General features: G+C 68.8%; 14 protein-coding genes. 6 read left to right on the top strand and 8 right to left on the bottom strand.

Annotation, left to right across the window (positions count from 1 at the left end; genetic code table 11):
* Window positions 1-34 precede the first annotated feature (34 nt).
* Window positions 35-904, top strand: a complete 870-nt coding sequence (locus ACSQ86_RS09745) for a MurR/RpiR family transcriptional regulator (RefSeq protein WP_436303489.1) — start codon at window positions 35-37, stop codon at window positions 902-904.
* Between the two features lie 23 nt (window positions 905-927).
* Here ACSQ86_RS09745 and ACSQ86_RS09740 read toward each other — a convergent pair whose 3' ends face one another.
* From ACSQ86_RS09740 to ACSQ86_RS09715, 6 genes are all read right to left on the bottom strand, one after another.
* Complete coding sequence (locus ACSQ86_RS09740) at window positions 928-2121, bottom strand: hypothetical protein (protein WP_436303488.1); 1194 nt, start codon at window positions 2119-2121, stop codon at window positions 928-930.
* An 8-nt stretch (window positions 2122-2129) separates the two neighbouring features.
* On the bottom strand, window positions 2130-2603 hold the full coding sequence (locus ACSQ86_RS09735) for a hypothetical protein (RefSeq protein ID WP_436303487.1): 474 nt from the start codon (window positions 2601-2603) through the stop codon (window positions 2130-2132).
* A 236-nt stretch (window positions 2604-2839) separates the two neighbouring features.
* Entirely contained in the window at window positions 2840-4270 is a 1431-nt protein-coding gene (locus tag ACSQ86_RS09730) for an efflux transporter outer membrane subunit (protein WP_436308811.1), read from the bottom strand.
* 7 nt (window positions 4271-4277) lie between these two features.
* Window positions 4278-7535: an efflux RND transporter permease subunit gene (locus ACSQ86_RS09725; RefSeq protein WP_436303485.1), complete on the bottom strand. Its 3258-nt coding sequence runs from the start codon at window positions 7533-7535 to the stop codon at window positions 4278-4280.
* Between the two features lie 49 nt (window positions 7536-7584).
* Entirely contained in the window at window positions 7585-10710 is a 3126-nt protein-coding gene (locus ACSQ86_RS09720; protein WP_436308810.1) for an efflux RND transporter permease subunit, read from the bottom strand.
* Between the two features lie 14 nt (window positions 10711-10724).
* Window positions 10725-12008 carry an efflux RND transporter periplasmic adaptor subunit gene (locus ACSQ86_RS09715; protein WP_436303482.1) on the bottom strand — a complete coding sequence of 428 codons (1284 nt, stop codon included), beginning with the start codon at window positions 12006-12008 and terminating at the stop codon, window positions 10725-10727.
* Window positions 12009-12251: 243 nt separating this feature from the next.
* On the opposite strand from ACSQ86_RS09715, the gene ACSQ86_RS09710 reads away from it, so the two are divergent.
* The 4 genes from ACSQ86_RS09710 to ACSQ86_RS09695 are packed head-to-tail and all read left to right on the top strand — an operon-like array spanning window position 12252 to window position 15001.
* Complete coding sequence (locus tag ACSQ86_RS09710) at window positions 12252-12779, top strand: DUF6622 family protein (RefSeq protein WP_093102678.1); 528 nt, start codon at window positions 12252-12254, stop codon at window positions 12777-12779.
* Window positions 12780-12819: 40 nt separating this feature from the next.
* Window positions 12820-13110, top strand: a complete 291-nt coding sequence (locus ACSQ86_RS09705) for a 2TM domain-containing protein (protein WP_093102335.1) — start codon at window positions 12820-12822, stop codon at window positions 13108-13110.
* Window positions 13110-14171 (top strand): sensor histidine kinase, encoded by a 1062-nt coding sequence (locus ACSQ86_RS09700; RefSeq protein ID WP_436306277.1) that lies wholly within the window; start codon window positions 13110-13112, stop codon window positions 14169-14171. The genes ACSQ86_RS09705 and ACSQ86_RS09700 overlap by 1 nt, the downstream gene beginning before the upstream one ends.
* On the top strand, window positions 14168-15001 hold the full coding sequence (locus tag ACSQ86_RS09695; protein WP_093102334.1) for a LytR/AlgR family response regulator transcription factor: 834 nt from the start codon (window positions 14168-14170) through the stop codon (window positions 14999-15001). Before ACSQ86_RS09700 ends, ACSQ86_RS09695 begins: the two co-directional genes overlap by 4 nt.
* A gap of 77 nt (window positions 15002-15078) precedes the next feature.
* Here ACSQ86_RS09695 and ACSQ86_RS09690 read toward each other — a convergent pair whose 3' ends face one another.
* Window positions 15079-15441, bottom strand: coding sequence for a hypothetical protein (locus ACSQ86_RS09690; RefSeq protein ID WP_436303481.1), 363 nt, complete (start codon window positions 15439-15441; stop codon window positions 15079-15081).
* A 137-nt stretch (window positions 15442-15578) separates the two neighbouring features.
* On the opposite strand from ACSQ86_RS09690, the gene ACSQ86_RS09685 reads away from it, so the two are divergent.
* Window positions 15579-17372, top strand: coding sequence for a glutamine--tRNA ligase/YqeY domain fusion protein (locus tag ACSQ86_RS09685; protein WP_436303480.1), 1794 nt, complete (start codon window positions 15579-15581; stop codon window positions 17370-17372).
* A gap of 14 nt (window positions 17373-17386) precedes the next feature.
* On the opposite strand, the gene ACSQ86_RS09680 is transcribed toward ACSQ86_RS09685, so the two are convergent.
* Window positions 17387-18325 carry a succinylglutamate desuccinylase/aspartoacylase domain-containing protein gene (locus ACSQ86_RS09680; RefSeq protein ID WP_093102329.1) on the bottom strand — a complete coding sequence of 313 codons (939 nt, stop codon included), beginning with the start codon at window positions 18323-18325 and terminating at the stop codon, window positions 17387-17389.
* Window positions 18326-18389: the final 64 nt, after the last annotated feature.

Raw genomic sequence — 18389 nt, 5'->3', positions numbered from 1 at the left:
CCGGTACATTCGTTCCAACGACGAAAGACAAACCATGGGTGTCAAGGACGATCTCCGCCAGCGCTACGAGAGCCTGAGCCCTGCCCTGCAGCAGGTCGCCAAGTACGTGCTCGACCATCCGAACGACGTGGTGACAAGCTCGATGCGCAGCGTCGGCACGCGCGCCGGCAGCACGCCGGCCACGCTGGTGCGCTTTGCGCAGCTCCTGGGCTACGCGGGCTGGCCGCAGTTCAAGGACGCGGTGGCCGCCGAGATGGGCCTGGGCTCGTCCGACGCCTACGGCGCGCGCGCCAAGACCCTGATCGGCCGCGCCAAGGACCAGGGCCTGGCCGGCGAGATGTTCGAGGTGCAGCGGCGCAACCTGGAGAACACGCATCGCCAGAGCGAGGCGGCGCTGCAGAAGGCCTGCGCGGTGCTGGAGAAGGCCAACGCCGTGCACGCGGCGGGCTTTCGCGCCTGCTTTCCGATCGCCTTCTCCTTCGTCTACGTCTACCGGATGTTCCGTTCGAGCGTGCATCTGGTCGACGGCCAGGGCGGCTCGCTCGAGATGCAGCAGCGCGCCTTCGCCAAGGGCGACGCGCTGGTGGTCGCCAGCTTCGTGCCCTACTCGCGCGAAGCGCTGCAGGTCGCGCAGGCCGCCAAGGCGGTGGGCTGCCGCATCGTGGCCATCACGGACAGCATCGCCTCGCCGTTGTCGCTGCTGGCGGACGAGACTTTGCTGTTCGCGATCGACAGCCCGTCCTTCTTTCCCTCGGTCGCGGCGGGCGTGGCCGTCACCGAGGCGCTGGTGGAGATGCTGGCCAGCCGCGCCGGCAAGCCGGTGATCCGGAGCATCGACGAGGCCGAATCGCAGCTCTTCGAATCGGGTGCCTACCTGCAGGCGCCGCGGCCGCGTGGCGGGTGACTGGCGCCTCTCGCGGCGGCCTCCTATTTCTTCTTCGGCTTCTTGTCGACCTTTTTCTTCGGCAGCAGCGCGCTGCCGACGGCCGCGTGCAGCCTCTTGCCCATCATCGCCAGGTCCTTCTCGGCGTAGGCCAACCCTTCGCGCAGCCCGTTGTCGATGATTTTTTCCGCCGACTTGATCACGGCGTCGCCATCGCGGTAGTCGCTCTCGCGCGCCGCCAGCGCGAGTGACGCCATCGCGCCGCCCAGGGCCGTCATCGCGACGCGATCCAGCACCAGGGACTCCCATGGATCGGGCAGCTCGCCCGGGACAGGCGGCTCGATGCGCCTGCGCAGGAGAGGCAGATGGGGCGCAAGCAGCTCGAAGAGCCAGATGTCCACTTGGCACTGCGGCGCGATTCGACCGAGCGCATCGCGGGCCTCGATGCCGATCGGATAGAACATCTCCGGCCGCAAGTCACGAACCGTCAGCGTCCGCTCGATCATGTACGGCGTGAAGAGGCCGATGACATGGCCAGTCAGGCGCATGCGCTCCTGCCGCTCCCGCGGCGCCAGCCAGACGGCAACATTGCGGAAAAAGGCCAGGATGTCCTTGTAGGCCGTGGTGTGCGGCACGTTGTCGAGGCCGATCAGGTTGATGTTGAACCAGTGATGCCAGGTGGAGTCGACCAGCACCCGGCCCACGCCGGCTGCGGGCCGATGGCCGTCGTAAGCGCCCAGCAGCCCGAACTGTCGCGGGTCGGTGATCGTGTAGCCGCCCTTCGTTCTGCCAACGACGTTGCGGCCGCGAGCGATGACCTCCGGCGCCACGCCGCCCGGATAGTGAGCGGGATCGAGCGCCGCCGGCGCGATGCAATCGCCCTCGTGAGGATGATCGGGAAATACGGTGATCGCGCCACGCGGCCCGCACAGCACGGGGTGCGGATAGCGATAGCGCCGCCAGGGACGCCACCAGTTGTGGCCGTACCTGTAGCTGGGATAAATCGGCTGCGGCGTGGAATCGCTCTGGCCTCCGAAGCCCGGGTCGATGCCGGCGATCAATTGCACGGTGTCGTTGCGCGTGAGATCGGTCGAGTCGGGCGCCTTGAGTTCGCCCGGCGGCAGCGGCGCGTCGAACCACCACTTGCGCATGCTCTTGACGCGCGGCACGTTGCCGCACAGCCCGAGGCCCAGGTCTTCGTGGTCACCCATGGCGAGCACGCCGCCGCCGTTGTCCATGAATTTCGTCAGCGCGGCGAGCTCGGCCCCCTGCAGGTACGGCGCGGAGGCGCTGATCCCGAACAGCCAGACCTCGTGGAACGGCGCTTCGCGTCGCTGAAAGTGAAGGAATCGAAACCGGGCGTGGTGCCCGCGCCGTTCGAACGGTGCGCCAGCGTGAAGGCGAAGCGCGCGTACGCCGGGTGATCAGCCGGCAACGGCGTTCCACCGGGCATGCCGACATTGAAAGCGTCCCGCAGCATGACGCCAAGCCCGAAATCGGTCGCAACGTCGTATGCGCCGCCGCTGTCGATCACCACCAGGATGTTGACCTGCGCCGGGCCGTACTTGATCGGCCAGCGAATCTGTTCGAGTTCGCGCGGCGGGAAGAAGCGGTCGGGCGGCCAACGGGGCCCCGGTTCCGGAAACGGCGGCGGAAAGGGGAACGGATCCGGCGGCGCGAACGGAAACAGGCCTTCGGAACCCTCGAGATCGAACTGCATGGGCTGACTCCTCTCGTAGTGCGTTCGGCGAATGCTCGGAGGCAGTGTCGAGAGTCTCCTGGGGTGCGCCTATCGTGCACAAGGCCGGTCCGCTGCAGGCATTGGATGTAGCCGCGCGCCACCGCGCTGCCCCATTGACGCATGGGCGCATGGGCGCATGGGCGCAGGCATAGCCCTGCAGCCAATGGCCTACCCACGTCGAGGGGGACTCCCGGCGCGCGCCGGGCCGGGCAAGCTCAGCCGCCAGCCGGCGTCCGAGGCTGCGAATCGGCCCATTCCACCTGCCATCCCCCGCCCAGCGCCTGGATCAGGGCCACCGCCGCGCTCTGCCGATTGACCTGCAGTTGCAGCAACGTGCGCCGCGCGTTGAGCGCCGAGACCTGCGCCGTCACCACGTCGGTGTAGCTCACCTGGCCCTGTCGGTAGCGGTTGAGGAATTGCTGCTCGGTGAGGTCGGCCGCGGCCGAGGCCTCGCGGCGCAAGCCCTCCTGCTGCGCGAGGCTGGCGCCTGCGGTGAGCTGGTCTTCGACGTTCTGGAATGCAGTGAGCACGATCTGGCGGTAGCTCGCCACGGCCGCCTGGTGCGCCGCCTTGGCCGCATCGACGCGCGCGCCGATGGCGCCGGCATCGAACACCGTCTGCGCGACCGACAGGCCCAGCGACCAGAGCATGTTCGAGGCATTGAACAGGTCGCCGACCCGGCTCGCGCTGCTGCTGAGCGCGGCGTTCAGGGTCAGGCTCGGAAAGTAGGCCGAGCGGGCGATGCCGATCTGCGCGTTGGCGGCCGCCACCGCGCGTTCGGCCGCGGCGATGTCGGGCCGGCGCTGCAGCAGGGTCGAGGGCACGCCGACGGGGATGCCGGGCACGACGGGCGTCCAGTCGGCCGGGCGCAGGACGAACTCGGCCGGCGCGGCGCCGACCAGCACCGCGATCGCATGCTCCAGCGTGTCGCGGGTGCGCTGCAGGGCGACACGCTCGGCCTGGGTGTTGACGTAGAGCGTCTGCGCCTGCAGCACGTCGGTCTGGGCCGCGATGCCGGCGTTGTAGCGGTTGCGCGCGATCCCCAGGCTGCGCTCGTAGCCTTCGAGCGTCCCGGCCAGCAGCTGCAGCTCGGCATCGGCTTCGCGCAGCGCGAAGTAGTTGGTCGCGAGTTCGCCCACGGCCGAAAGGCGTGCCGAGGCCAGGTCGGCCTCGCTGGCCTGGGCGCTGGCCTGCGCACCGCTGACCGCCTGGCGCAGCCGGCCCCAGACGTCGGGCGCCCAGTCGGCCTGCAGCGAGGCGCTGGTCGCGGTCGTGGGCGAGGTGTTGCGCGCGCCGGAGCGGCGGGCGCTGCCGTCCGCGGTGACGGTCGGGAACAGCGCCGCGCGCTGCTCGCGCACCAGCGCCTGAGCCTGCGCATAGTTGGCCACGGCGGCGGCGATGTTCTGGTTCGAAACCTGCACGCGCGCCGCGAGCTCGTCGAGGCCCGCGTCGCCGAACAGCTTCCACCACTCGCCGCGGTCCAGCGCGTCGGCCGGGGCGGCGGGCAGCCAGCCTTCGGCGGCGGCCGCCTCCTTCCATGCGGGGGGCTGGGACGTGGAGGGCTGCTCGTAGGCGGGGCCGATGGCGCAGCCCGAGAGCAGGGCCGCAAGCGCCAGGGCCAGATGGGTTCTTCTGTTCTTCGTCATCAGGTCTTCATGCCGAGCTCGCGGCACGGCTCAGGTATTTTTCGTTGGCCGGGCGCCGGCGCAGCTTGTCGAGCAGCACGTAGACGACTGGCGTGGTCAGAAGCGTCAGCAGCTGGCTCGCAATCAGGCCGCCGATGATCGCGACGCCCAACGGCTGGCGCAGCTCCGCGCCCTGGCCGAAGCCGATCGCGAGCGGCAGCGCGCCGAGCGCAGCCGCCAGCGTGGTCATCAGGATCGGGCGGAAGCGCAACAGGCAGGCCTCGCGCACCGCCTCGAGCGCGCTCAGGCCGCGCGCGCGCTCGGCCTCGAGCGCGAAGTCGATGATCAGGATCGCGTTCTTCTTGACGATGCCGATCAGGAGGAAGACGCCGATCAGCGCGATGATCGAGAACTCCATGCGGAACAGCAGCAGCGCCAGCACCGCGCCGACGCCGGCCGAAGGCAGCGTGGTCAGCACCGTGACCGGATGCACCAGGCTCTCATAGAGCACGCCGAGCACGATGTAGATCACGATCAGCGCCGCGAGGATCAGGAAGAGCTGCTGCGCCTGCGACTGCTGCGCCGCCAGCGCCGTGCCCTGGAAGCTGCCGCGCACGTTGACCGGCATCGCGATGTCGGCCTCGGCCTGGGCGACGATGCGCTTGGCCTGCGCCAGGCTCACGCCTTCGGCCAGGCTGAACGAGACGGTGCTCGCGAGCTCGGTGTCCTGGTGGTCGATCGAGGTCGGCACCGCCCGCTCGCTGAGCTTGGCGAAGGCCGAGAGCGGAACCATGTTGGTGGTGCTGGTCGCGATCTGCTGGCCGGCCGACGAGGTCCGCGACGCCGGGTTGGCCGAGGTGGAGGTCGATGTGCCGGTGGTCGCGTCGGTGGTGGCCTGCAGCGAACTGGTGCTGGTCGCGCCGCTCGCTGTGGTGGTGGTGTTCAGCGTCGAAGGCACGTACAGGTCCTTGAGCGCGATCGGCGCGCGCTGGAAGCGCGGCGCCCATTCCATGATCACCGAGTACTGGTTGAGCTCGTCGTAGATGGTGGCCACCGAGCGCTGGCCATAGGCGTTGTAGAGCGCGCTGTCGACCGCGCTCGAGGTCACGCCGAGCCGCGCCGCGGCATCGCGATCGACCTCGACGTAGGTCTCGACGCCGTTGTCGGCATCATCGCTGTCGATGTCGGTCAGCGTGGTCTCCTGGCGCAGGCGCTCGGCCAGCTTGGTCGACCAGGCGCGCAGGTCGTTCAGGTTGTCGCTCTTGAGCGTGTACTGGTAGCTCGAGTTGCTGGAGCGCCCGCCCATGCGCAGGTCCTGCACCGGGTTCAGGAACACGCGCAGGCCGGTGAGCTGGTTGAGCTGCGGGCGCAGGCGGTCGATCACCGCGGCCGTCTTCTCGGTGCGCTCGGACACCGGCTTGAGGTTCACGAACATAAAGCCGCCGCCCGCGCGGCCGCCGCCCGAGAAGCCCACCACGGTGTCGACCGCCGGGTCCTTGCGGATGATGTCCACGGCCTGGCGCAACTTGTCGGCGACCGCCGCGGACGAGATGCTCTGGTCGGCCCGCAAGCCCGCGTTGAGCTGCCCGTTGTCCTGCTGCGGGAAGTAGCCCTTGGGGATGGCGTTGAAGAGATAGACGTTGAGTGCGATCACCGCCAGCAGCACCACCATCACGACGCCTTTGCTCGCGAGCGCCCAGTCCAGGCTGTGGGCGTAGGTGCGCAGGGTCCACTGCCAGGCACGCTCGGCGCGGCTGCCGAGCCAGGCGCGCACGCGCCCGGGCTTCTTGGCCGGCCCCTCTTCCGCCTCGCTGCGCAGCAGCATGGCGCACATCATCGGCGTGGTGGTCAGCGAGATCACGAGCGAGATCAGTACCGACGCCGACAGCGTAACCGCGAACTCGCGAAACAGCCGGCCGACCTGGTCGCCCATGAACAGCAGCGGAATGAACACCGCCACCAGCGAGAGGCTGATCGACAGCACCGTGAAGCCGACTTCGCGCGCCCCGCGCAGCGCCGCCTCCATGCGGTTCATGCCGGCCTCGACGTGGCGCGCTGTGTTCTCCAGCACCACGATGGCATCGTCCACCACGAAGCCGGTGGCCACCGTGAGCGCCATCAGGCTCAGGTTGTTGAGGCTGTAGCCCAAGAGGTGCATCACGCCGAAAGTGCCCAGCAGCGAGACCACGGTCGCCACCGCCGGGATGATGGTGGCGCGCGCCTTGCGCAGGAACAGGCCCACCACCAGCACCACCAGCACGATCGAGACCATCAGCGTGAACTCGATCTCGCGCAGCGAGGCGCGGATCGAGTTGGTGCGGTCGGACGCGACCTGGATATCGATGTCCTGCGGCAGTTGCGTGCGCAGTTCGGGCAGCAGCTTGCGCACGCCATCCACGGTTTCGATGATGTTGGCGCCGGGCTCCTGCGTCAGCAGCACGACCACGGCAGGTGCACCGTTGAACAGGCCCAGCGTGCGCGTGTTCTCGACGCTGTCGATCACGCGCGCCACGTCGCCCAGGCGCACCGCGGCGTTGTTGCGCCAGGCGATCACCAGGTCGCGGTAATCGTCGGCGCGTCGCCCCGCCGCGGGCGTGTAGACCTGCAGCCGGCGGTCGCCGCTCTCGATCGCGCCCTTGGGCCGGTTCGCGTTGTTGGCCTGGATCGCGGCACGCACGTCCTCGGTGCTGATGCCCATGCGGTTGAGCGCGAAGGGCTCGAGCTCGACCCGCACCGCAGGCAGCGAACCGCCGCCGATCTCGACCTCCCCCACGCCCTCGACCTGCGACAGGCGCTGGCTCACGATGTTCGACACCGCCTCGTAGATCTGCCCCGGCGTGCGCGTCTTGGAAGTCAGCGCAAGGATCATGACCGGCGCCGCCGTCGGGTTGCGCTTGCGGTAGGTCGGGTTGCTGCGCAGCGTGGCCGGCAGATCGACGCGCGCCGCGTTGATGGCCGCCTGCACCTCGCGCGCGGCGCTGTCGATGTTGCGCTTGAGGTCGAACTGCAGCGTGATGCGCGCCGATCCGTTGGAGCTGGTCGAGGTCAGTTCATTGACGCCGGGAATGATGCCTAGCCGGCGCTCCAGCGGCGTGGCAACGCTCGATGCCATCGTGCTCGGGCTGGCACCGGCGAGGCTGGCTTGGACCGAGATGGTGGGGAAGTCGACCTGGGGCAGCGGCGAGACCGGCAGCACAAAGAAGGCCACCATGCCGGCCAGGGCGACGCCGATCGTCAGCAGGACCGTGGCGATCGGGCGTTCGACGAAGGGCTTGGAGAGGTTCATGCCTTACTCCCTCTCCCTCTGGGAGAGGGCGGGGGTGAGGGCACGGGGCTCAAGCGGAATGCGTTGCTTCACGCTTTCCTCCGAATCTCCGCCCCATCCGATCAAAGGCAAGATAGATCACCGGCGTCGTGAACAGCGTCAACACCTGGCTCACCACCAGCCCGCCGAAGATCGCCAAACCCAGAGGACGCCGCAATTCAGCCCCCTCACCCCACCCGAACATCAAGGGCAAGGCGGCAAACAAGGCCGCCAGCGTGGTCATCAGAATGGGCCGGAAGCGCAGCAGCGCCGCCTGGTGAATCGCCTCCTGCGGCGACTTGCCCTGATGGCGCTCCGCATCGATCGCGAAGTCGATCATCATGATCGCGTTCTTCTTCACGATGCCGATCAGCAGAATGATCCCGATGATGCCGATCACGCCGAGGTCGTTGCCGGTCACCACCAGCGCCAGCAACGCCCCGACACCGGCAGAAGGCAGCGTCGACAAAATCGTCAGCGGATGGATGTAGCTCTCGTAGAGCACGCCCAGCACGATGTACACGCACACCACGGCCGCGAGGATCAGCCACAGCTGGTTGGTCAGCGATTTCTCGTAGGCCCCTGCCGCGCCGAGGAAGGTCATGCCCACGCTGGCGGGCAACGCGATGTCCTTGGCCGCGGCGCGGATCGCCGCGACCGACTTGCCGAGCGACACGCCCGAGGCGGTGTCGAAGCCCACGGTCGCGGCCGGGTACTGCGCGACCCGCGTGACTTGCAGCGGCGCGAGCTGCTCGCGCACGGTCGCCAGCGAGGACAGCGGCGTCGGCGTGCCCGCGCCGGTGCGCAGTTGCAGGTTGCCCAGGCCCTGCGGCGAAGACAGCGCCTCGCGCTGGGCCTCGAGGATCACGCGGTACTGGTTGGTCTCGGTGAAGATGGTCGACACGATGCGCTGGCCGAAGGCGCTGTAGAGCGCATCGTCGACCGAGCTGGCGGTGACCGACAGCCGCGAAGCGGTGTTGCGGTCGATGTCCACGTAGGCGGCCATCCCCTGCGCGCCCGCATCGGTGGTCGGGTTGCGCACCTGCGGCACTGTGCGCAGGCGCTCCACCAGCTTCCTCGCCCATTCGTTCACGGTCGTGGTGTCCACGCCTTCGAGCGAGACGCGGAACTCGGTCGGGCCGGTCTCGGCATCGATGGTCAGGTCCTGCGTCGGCTGCAGGTAGAGCGCCACACCGGCCACCGCGCGCACGCGCTCGCGCAGGCGCTGCATGGTCTCTTCCTGGTTGCCGCGGTCGGCGCGCAGGTTCACCAGCATGCGGCCGGTGTTGAGCGCCGTGTTGTTGGCCGCGTCCACGCCCACCACCGAGCTCAGGCTGCGCACCTCCGGGTCGGCCAGGATCGCGTTGGCCGCGGCCTGCTGCAGCTCGGCCATGCGCACGAACGAAACGTCCTGCGCCGCCTCGATGCGCGCCTGCAGCTGCCCCGTGTCCTGGGTCGGGAACAGGCCCTTGGGAATGGCGATGTAGAGCAGCACGGTGAGCACCAGCGTGAGCAGCGCCACCACCAGCGTCAGCGGCTGATGGCGCAGCACCCATTGCAGCCAGCCGTCGTAGCGCGCGATCACGCGATCGATGAACTGCTGCACCCGCGCGCCGAAGCGCCCGCCCTCTTCCGCCTGCGGTTTGAGCCAACGCGCCGACATCATCGGCACCAGCGTCAGCGAAACCACGGCCGAGATGAGGATGGTGATCGCCAGCGTGACCGCGAACTCGCGGAACAGCCGGCCCACCACGTCGCCCATGAAGAGCAGCGGAATCAGCACCGCCACCAGCGACACCGTCAGTGAAATGATGGTGAAGCCGATCTGCGTCGCACCCTTGAGCGCAGCCTTGAAGGGCGGATCGCCCTCCTCCAGGTAGCGCGCGATGTTCTCGATCATGACGATCGCGTCGTCCACCACGAAGCCGGTCGCGATGGTCAGCGCCATCAGGCTCAGGTTGTTGAGGCTGTAGCCCAGCAGGTACATGAGCCCCAGCGTGCCGATGAGCGAGATCGGCACCGCGACGCTTGCGATCACGGTGGCGCGCAGGCTGTGCAGGAAGAAGAAAATCACCAGCACCACCAGCACCACCGCCAGCGCCAGCTCGAGCTGCACGTGGTGCACCGAGGCGCGGATGCCGGTGGTGCGGTCGCTCAGCACCTCGACCTTGAGCGAACCGGGCAGCGAGGCTTCGAGATCGGGCAGCTGCTTCTTGATCGCGTCGACCGTGCCGATCACGTTGGCGCCCGGCTGGCGCTGCACGTTGAGGATGATGGCGGGGTACAGCGCCGCCGTGCTGTTGTCGTCCTTCGCTTTCTCGCTGCGCTGCGCGGCCCACGCGCCGAGCTGCGTGTTCTCGGCGCCGTCGACCACGCGCGCGACGTCGCTCATGCGCACCGGCGCGCCGTTCTTCCAGGCGACGATCAGGTTCTTGTAATCGGCCGCCGCCACCAGCTGGTCGTTGGCGTTGATGGTGTAGGCGCGCTTCGGGCCGTCGAAGCTGCCCTTGGCACTGTTGGCATTGGCCGCCGCGATCGCGGTGCGCAGCGTGTCCAGCCCGATGCCGACCGAGGCCAGCGCATTGGTGTCGGCCTGGATGCGCACCGCGGGCCGCTGCCCGCCCGAGAGCGAGACCAGCCCGACGCCGCTCGCCTGGCTGATCTTCTGCGCCAGCCGCGTGTTCACGAGGTTCTGCACCTCGGTCAGCGGCATGGTTTCGGAGCTCACGGCCAGCGTGAGGATCGGCGCGTCGGCCGGGTTGACCTTGGCGTAGACCGGCGGCGCCGGCAGATCTGCCGGCAGCAGCGAGCCACCGGCGTTGATGGCGGCCTGCACCTGCTGCTCGGCGACGTCGAGCGTCTGGTCGAGCGCGAACTGCAGCGTGACGATGGACACGCCGGCCGAGCTGGTGGAGCTCATGCGATCGAGCCCCGCCATCTGGCCGAACTGGCGCTCCAGCGGCGCGGTGACGGTGCGGCTCATCACCTCGGGGCTGGCGCCCGGGTAGAGCGTCTGCACCTGGATGGTCGGGTAGTCGACCTGCGGCAGGGCTGCCAGCGGCAGGAAGCGGAAGCCCACCAGGCCCGCGAGCACGATCGCGACCATGAGGAGCGCGGTCGCCACCGGCCGCTCGATGAAAGGACGTGAAGGGCTCATTCAGAGCACCTCGTTCAGGGCGACGCGGGCCGCTGGCGCCTGCCTTCGCCGCGCGGGCCTCTAGGGCCGGAAGCGCCGGGGCGCGGGCCGGTCACCGGCTTGTCGCCCTGGAGCTGCACGCGGGCGCCGTCCTTGATGCGGTCGCCACCTTCGGTCACGACGTTCTCGCCGGCCTCGAGGCCTTCGGTGATCGCCACCACGTCGACCGTGGACTCGCCGCGCTTGACGGCGCGCATCGAAACCGTGCGGTCTTCGTTGATCACGTACACGTAGTTGCCGTTGGGCCCCGTGCGCACCGCCGTCACCGGCACCACGATCGCGTTCACGGTGCGCAGCGTCATCTGGATATTGACGAACTGGCTCGGGAACAGCGTGACGGCGGCATTGCCGAAGCGCGCCTTGCCCTTCACGGTGCCGGTGCTGGTGTCGACCACGTTGTCGAGCGTGGAGAAGGTGCCGGTGTCGAGCGTCGCGCTGCGCGTGCGGTCCAGCGCCTTGACCGTGAGCGGCACACCCTTGGCGAGCTGGGCCTGGATGTCTGGCAGGCGGTCCTGCGGCACCGCGAACTGCACGTCGATCGGGTTCATCTGCGTGATCACCGCGATGCCGGTGCTCGCATTGGCCGTGACCGTGTTGCCGAGGTCGACCGTGCGCAGGCCGATGCGCCCGGCCACCGGCGCGGTGATGCGCGTGTAGTCGAGGTTGAGCCTGGCGGCAGCCTCGGACGCGCGGTCGGTGGTCACGGTGCCTTCGAGTTGCTTGACCAGCGCGGCCTGGGTGTCGACGTCCTGCCGCGCGATCGAATCCTGGGTGAGCAGCGTGCGGTAGCGCGCCAGCGTCACGCGCGCGGCCTCGAGCTGCGCCTCGTCGCGCACGCGCGTGCCCTGGGCCTGCATCAGCGCCTGCTCGTAGGGGCGCGGATCGATGCGCGCCAGCAGCTGGCCCTTGGTGACGGTCTGGCCCTCGGTGTAGAGCACCTCGGTGAGCACGCCGCCGACTTGCGGCTTGAGGGTGATGGTCGCCAGCGGCGTCACCGTGCCCAGCGCCTCGATGGTCACCGGCAGTTCGGCCCGGCGCGCAGCCGCGTGGCCGACGGTAGAGCTCGCGCCGCCGAAGCCGCCACGGCCGGCGGCCGGTTCGTTCGAGCGCTTGATCAGATACCAGGCACCGCCGCCCAGGGCCAGGACCAGCACCAGTGCGGCCAGGCTGCCCAGCCAGAGCCGGCGGCGCGATGGCGGCCGGGGAACGGGTTGGCCGGCGGGGATGGCGTCAGGAGGCTCGGGGGTGGGGGAAGACATCGGACGAAAAAGGGGCAGTACGGAGGCAGCCCTGAGTGGAGCGCCGAATCGTAGCGCTCCGTCCTTACGAACCGTAAAGCCGCGGTAAAGCCGGCGTTGACCTATGCATCCGGCGACGACGGATTGCAACTCGCGCCGTCCGGATGCGCTTCGTCGCAAGGGCGTGGCGGGCGCCGCGGCCGGCCGGCACAGTCCGCTCCATCGACGACTTCCGACCCCACTTCCCGGAGAAACGACATGCTGATGCTCGCCCAGATCCTGGCCCATACCCCCCGCTGGGTGTTCGCGCTTTTCGCCATGCTCGTGTGGCTCGGCGCCAAGCAATTGTTCGCCGGTGGCGTGAGCCTGACCCGCATCGCCCTCATGCCGATCGCCATGACCGCTTTGTCGGTCTACGGCGTTCTTTCCGGCTTCGGCGATTCGCCGATGGCGCTCATGGCCTGGGCCGGGGCGGCGGCGCTGATGCTCTGGACCGTGCTGCAGAGGCCGCTGCCCGCCGGCACGCGCTACGACGCCGCGGCGCGCCGGTTCCAGGTCGCCGGCAGCGCGGTGCCGCTGGCGCTCATGATGGGCATCTTCTTCACCAAGTACGCGGTCGGCGTGCTGCTCGCGATGCATCCCGAACTCAAGCAGCAGGCGGCTTTCGCGCTCGGCATCAGCGCGCTCTATGGCGGCGGGAGCGGCATCTTCGCAGCCCGTGCGCTGCGGATGTGGACCCTGGCGCTTCGCAACGACCGCGCGCAGGCCGAACTGCCGGCGGCAGGCGCCTAGGATCGGCCAGAATCTTCTTGTCTTTCAAAGAGGCGACACCATGAACGACGACTCCTCCAACCATGATCCGCAGGAACGGCTCGCCCGCCGCCGTGCTGGCGCCAAGATGGGCTGGTACATCCATGCCACCGTCTACCTGCTGGTCAACCTGTTCCTCGTGCTCCTGGCCACCTCGCGCGGGCAGGACTGGGCCATGTACCCGCTGCTCGGCTGGGGCCTGGGCCTCCTGATCCACGGCGCGGTGGTGTTCTTCGTCGCCCCGGGCGGCAATCTCTACGACCGTTTGCTCGAACGCGAACGCAAGGCGCTGCGCGGCGGAGACCGCCGGTGATCGACGCGCTGACGCGCAGCTTCACACCGGGGAATCTCAAGGACCTGCTGCGGCACGGCGTAACCACCGCGGTGTTCTCCTGCGTCATCGCGGTGGTGCTGGCCATTTCGGGCCGCGGCGGATGGGTGTCGCAGCTCATCTATTCGTTCTCGATCGGGATGATCAGCTGGCTGGTGATCGACATCGGCCGCCTGCTGCTGGCCGGGCGCAGCGACAAGCCTTGGCCGCTCGGCCTGCCGGGCATCCTGCTGGTCCTCACGGGCGTCGTGATCGGCTTTCTGGGCGGCAACGCGATCGGCGATGCCTGGACCGGCAAGCCGATGCTGGAGTTCCGGACCTTCTCGCCGGACAGGCTGGTCTCGACGCTGATGATCACGCTGGTCGCGACCATCGCGATCTGCTACTACTACTACAGCCGCGGCAAGGCCAAGTACCTCCAGGGGCAGATCGCCCTCGCCGAACGCGACGCCACCGATGCGCGGCTCAAGCTGATCGAAACGCAGCTCGAGCCGCACATGCTCTTCAACACCTTGGCCAACCTGCGCGTGCTGATCACCACCGATCCGCCGCGCGCCGTGGCCATGCTCGACAGCCTCAACAGCTACCTGCGCGTGACGCTCAGCGGCTCGCGCGCGCTCGCGCATCCGCTGGCGGCCGAGTTCCAGCGCCTGCGCGACTACCTCGAACTGATGTCGGTGCGCATGGGCGCACGGCTCGCCTACAGGCTCGATCTGCCCGAGGACCTGCGCGAGGTGCCGGTGCCGCCGCTCTTGCTGCAGCCGCTGGTCGAGAACGCCATCCGGCACGGCCTCGAGCCCAAAGTGGGAGGCGGCGAGATCGCGGTCGGCGCGCGGCGCGAAGGCCGGAATCTCCTCATCGACGTGTGTGATACCGGCGTGGGCATCGACAACACCCGGCCGCCCTCCGAAGATGGCGGCTTCGGCCTCGCGCAGGTGCGCGAGCGGCTCGCCACCGTGTACGGCCCGCAAAGCTCGCTGGACCTGAGCGCGGGTCCAGCCGGCGGCAGCCGCGCCACCATCACCCTTCCCTTGCCTGCATGAAACCCACCGCCCTCATCGCCGAAGACGAACCGCTGCTGGCCCAGGCCCTGCGTGCCGAACTCGCCGCCGCCTGGCCCGAACTGCAGGTGCTCGCCACCGTGGGCGACGGCCAGAGCGCGGTACGTGAGGCGCTGCGCCTGCTGCCGCAGGTGCTGTTCTTCGACATCCGCATGCCGGGCCAGGACGGCCTGGCCGCCGCCGCCGAACTGGCCGATGCCTGGCCCGCCGACGAGGCACCGATGCCGCAGCTGGTGTTCGTGACCGCCTACGACGAGTACGCGGCCCGCGCCTTCGACGCCCAGGCCATCGACTACGTGCTGAAGCCGGTGCAGACCGAACGCCTGCAGCGCACCGTCGCGCGCCTGAAGGACGCGCTGGAACTTCGCAATTCCCCCGCGGTACCGGCCGACGACGCGCTGGCCAGCACCCTCTCGCAATGGCGCAAGCTGCTGGCGACGGCCGGCGGCGCGGCCGCGGTTCCGGCGGGCGCGATGCCCCTCAAGCTGATCGCCGCCAGCGAGGCTGGCACCTCCGGGAACACGGTGCGCATGGTCCCGATCGACGAGGTGCAGTACTTCGAGGCGGCCGACAAGTACGTGCGCGTGCTGACCGCCAGCCACGAATACCTGATCCGCACGCCGCTCAAGCAGTTGCTGCCGCAGCTCGACGCCGGCGCCTTCTGGCAGGTGCACCGCGCCATGGTGGTGCGCAGCGAAGCCATCGAATCGGTGCACCGCGACGAGGCCGGCAAACTGCATCTGGCCCTGCGTGGCCGCCGGGAAAAAATCCCGGTCAGCCGCCTCTATGCCCACCTGTTTCGCGCCATGTGAAAAGAAGGCACCCATGAAAAAACCGGCCCTGAGGCCGGTTTTTTCATGTGACAGCAGGCAATCGTATCTGTCTGCGCTCAGCGCCAGTGGCCGTGACCATGGCCATGGCCGTGGCCGTGGCCGCGATAGTAGTGATGACGGTAGTAGCCATACGGCTGACGGTAGTAAACCGGGGCCGGCGGGCCGTAGTACACGGGGGCCGGACGGTAGTAGACCGGCGGCGGCGGCGCGTAGTACACGGGAGCCGGACGGTAGTAGACCGGCGGCGGCGCGTAGTACACCGGCGGAGCCGCCACGCCGACTGCCACACCGGGTGCGCTGATGCCGACCGACCAGCTCACGTCGCCGCGAGCATTGGCCGAGGCCGCCATGAACAATGCGCCCGCTGCGACCGCACCGGCGGCAGCCCATTTGAAGAAAGTGGAACGAGTGAGGCTCATTTTGTGGGACTCCTTGTTGGGAGGGCGCAAATCGCCCATGCCTGTATTGAACGCGCCAACTGTGAACTCGGTTCACATTGCTGGGTGAAGAAAGTTGCAAAAGGTAACGCCGCGAGGGGCCCACCTAGAATGAACGGATGACTTCCCCTGCCGACCACGATACCGCCAAACCGAGCAATTTCCTGCGTCACGTCATCGAAAACGACCTCGAACAGGGCCACTATGCCGGCCGCCAATGGGGCGGTTCTCCCGGCGATGCGGCGCACCATGCCCAGGGCATGCAGGACCCGGCCCGGGTGCGCCTGCGCTTCCCGCCCGAGCCCAACGGCTATCTGCACATCGGCCACGCCAAGAGCATCTGGCTCAACTTCGAGCTGGCCAGGGAATACGGCGGCGTGTGCCATCTGCGCTTCGACGACACCAACCCCGAGAAGGAAGAGCAGGAGTACGTCGACGCCATCCGCGACGCCGTGAAGTGGCTCGGATACGACACTGTGCTGGCCGACGATCCGGCCCGGCTCGGCGCGCCCAACGAGCACGTCTACTTCGCGAGCAACTACTTCGACTTCATGTACCGCGCGGCCGAGTACCTGATCGGCGCCGGCCTGGCCTACGTCGACGAGCAGAGCGCCGAGGAAATCCGCGCCACCCGCGGCGACTTCAACACCCCGGGCACCGACAGCCCCTTCCGCAGCCGCACGCCCGAGCAGAACCTCGAGCGCTTCCGCGGCATGCGCGACGGCCAGCTCGCCGACGGCGCCGCCGTGCTGCGCGCCAAGATCGACATGGGAAGCCCCAACATCAACATGCGCGACCCGGCGCTCTACCGCATCCGCCGCGCGACGCACCACAACACCGGCGACACCTGGTGCATCTACCCGATGTACACCTTCGCGCACCCGATCGAGGACGCGCTGGAGCAGATCACGCACAGCATCTGCACGCTGGAATTCGAAGATCAGCGCCCCTTCTACGACTGGCTGCTCGACCGCCTGGCCGAAGGCGGCCTGATCGCCACGCCGCACCCGCGCCAGTACGAGTTCGCGCGCCTCAACGTGACCCACGTGATCACCAGCAAGCGCAAGCTGCGCCAATTGGTGGAAGAAGGCCATGTCGACGGCTGGGACGACCCCCGCATGCCGACCCTGGCCGGCCTGCGCCGCCGCGGCTACACGCCCGAGGCACTCAAGCTTTTCTGCGAACGCTCGGGCGTCACCAAGTCCGGCGGCTGGATAGACTACGCCAGCCTCGAAGCCGCGCTGCGCGACACCCTCGACCCGATCGCCCCGCGCGCCATGGCCGTGCTCGACCCGGTCAAGCTGGTCATCACCAACTGGGACGAGCTGATGGGCGCCGGCTTTTTGGACGAATGCACGGCCCCCGTGCATCCGCACCACCCCGAGATGGGCAAGCGCAGCTTCAAGCTGGGCCGCGAGGTCTGGATCGAGCGCACCGACTACGAGGACGTGCAGCCCAAGGGCTTTTTCCGCCTGTTCCCGGGCAACAAGGTGCGGCTCAAGTACGGCCACGTCATCGAATGCACCGGCGGCACGCGGGACGCGGACGGCAAGCTCGTCGAAGTGCAGGCCAGGCTGGTGCCGGACACCAAGAGCGGAACGCCCGGCGCGGATGCGATCAAGGTGAAGGGAAACATCACCTGGGTGGCGGCGGCCGATGCGGTGCCGGCCGAGGTGCGGCTCTACGAACGCCTTTTCGCTGCGCCCCAGCCGGGCGGCGGCGAACTGGAGGAAGACCTCAACGCCACGAGCCTGATCACGGCCAGCGCTTATGTCGAGCCCGCGCTGGCCAAGCCCGCCGGCGGCGCTGCCTTCCAGTTCGAACGGCACGGCTACTTCGTGCTGGACACGCACCAGGGCAACGGGCTCGTGTTCAATCGCGCGGCCGGCATGAAGGACAGCTGGGGCAAGTAGCCGGTCGCCGGGGTCTAGAGCGGCCGCGTCAGGTACACCGCCTCCCGCCCCACGATCGGCACCCGCGCCGGCATGAGCACGGTGCAGTCCTCGCAGAGCGCCCGAATCTCCTCCGCCCCATCGGTCGCGATCAGCTCGCCCTTGGCGAACACCTCGAAGCCGAGCAGCGGGCGCACGAAGCGGAACTCCTCGGTCTTGACCATCCGCGTTTCCAGCAGCTCAAAGCGCTGCTGCGGTCCGGGCGCCGGCGTGGCCGGGTCGCGCTCGATCAGGCCGAAATGGGCCAGAAAATCCAGGCTCACTGCGGTGGCCAAGTCGGCCGTGGCCTGCAGGAAGTGCTGGCCGCACTCGACCACCATGGCTGCGCCGGCCGGGCTCTCCTCCTCGCCGTGGCGGCCATGCTGGATCAGCGGCGTGCCCGAGCCCAGGCCCTTGGGCATGAGCAGGTGGATCGCGGGGCGTCCGATCGCCAGCGCCACCGCGGTGTTGCGCGCGAAGGCCGGGTAGACCCAGAAGGGCGCCACGGGCTGGCTGGTCGAGTGGATGTCGAGGATGTGGTCGGCCGCGGCCACGACGGGCCGCAGTTCGCGGGCGCGGCGCAGCTCGGGGCTGTCCTCGGGGCCGTCCAGCCACTCGTCGGACCAGATGCGGTTCAGGTTGTGGACGAGCTGGCGGTTTTCGAAGGGCTGGTCCGGGTCGAAGGCGTTGTAGGCCTCCACGTGGGCGAAGCTCACCGTGAGCGTGCCGGTCTTCGGGCGCACGCCGCTGTCGAGCAGATGGGTGGCGGCCGCCATGCCGCAGATCTCGTTGCCGTGGGTCAGCGCGTTGATCAGCACATGCGGCCCGGGCTTGCCGGATTCGAAGCGGTGGACATAGTCGACGCCGGTGTTGCCTTGGCGGTAGGCGGAAAGATCGGGCTGGGTGACTTCGAGCTGGGGCGGGATGGGAGGCATGGCGGGGTGTTCTTGAGAGGTCCCTGAGTTTGCTACAGCCGCGCCGCCACGGTGGAGGCCGTCA

The organism is Variovorax sp. LjRoot130, from assembly GCF_964253755.1.
In the GTDB taxonomy this organism is placed as follows: Bacteria; Pseudomonadota; Gammaproteobacteria; order Burkholderiales; family Burkholderiaceae_C; genus Variovorax.
The sequence above is the reverse complement of the archived record's forward strand: the minus strand, read 5'-3'. Positions and strand labels throughout refer to the sequence as shown.

What these genes read in the sequence shown, in the direction of transcription:
- ACSQ86_RS09725 (WP_436303485.1), bottom strand. Translation starts at nt 7,535, where the DNA reads ATGAACCTCTCCAAGCCCTTCGTCGAACGCCCGATCGCCACGGTCCTG.
- ACSQ86_RS09685 (WP_436303480.1), top strand. Translation starts at nt 15,579, where the DNA reads ATGACTTCCCCTGCCGACCACGATACCGCCAAACCGAGCAATTTCCTG.
- ACSQ86_RS09710 (WP_093102678.1), top strand. Translation starts at nt 12,252, where the DNA reads ATGCTCGCCCAGATCCTGGCCCATACCCCCCGCTGGGTGTTCGCGCTT.
- ACSQ86_RS09730 (WP_436308811.1), bottom strand. Translation starts at nt 4,270, where the DNA reads ATGACGAAGAACAGAAGAACCCATCTGGCCCTGGCGCTTGCGGCCCTG.
- ACSQ86_RS09715 (WP_436303482.1), bottom strand. Translation starts at nt 12,008, where the DNA reads ATGTCTTCCCCCACCCCCGAGCCTCCTGACGCCATCCCCGCCGGCCAA.
- ACSQ86_RS09740 (WP_436303488.1), bottom strand. Translation starts at nt 2,121, where the DNA reads ATGGACAACGGCGGCGGCGTGCTCGCCATGGGTGACCACGAAGACCTG.
- ACSQ86_RS09690 (WP_436303481.1), bottom strand. Translation starts at nt 15,441, where the DNA reads ATGAGCCTCACTCGTTCCACTTTCTTCAAATGGGCTGCCGCCGGTGCG.
- ACSQ86_RS09705 (WP_093102335.1), top strand. Translation starts at nt 12,820, where the DNA reads ATGAACGACGACTCCTCCAACCATGATCCGCAGGAACGGCTCGCCCGC.
- ACSQ86_RS09680 (WP_093102329.1), bottom strand. Translation starts at nt 18,325, where the DNA reads ATGCCTCCCATCCCGCCCCAGCTCGAAGTCACCCAGCCCGATCTTTCC.
- ACSQ86_RS09735 (WP_436303487.1), bottom strand. Translation starts at nt 2,603, where the DNA reads ATGCAGTTCGATCTCGAGGGTTCCGAAGGCCTGTTTCCGTTCGCGCCG.
- ACSQ86_RS09720 (WP_436308810.1), bottom strand. Translation starts at nt 10,710, where the DNA reads ATGAGCCCTTCACGTCCTTTCATCGAGCGGCCGGTGGCGACCGCGCTC.
- ACSQ86_RS09695 (WP_093102334.1), top strand. Translation starts at nt 14,168, where the DNA reads ATGAAACCCACCGCCCTCATCGCCGAAGACGAACCGCTGCTGGCCCAG.
- ACSQ86_RS09745 (WP_436303489.1), top strand. Translation starts at nt 35, where the DNA reads ATGGGTGTCAAGGACGATCTCCGCCAGCGCTACGAGAGCCTGAGCCCT.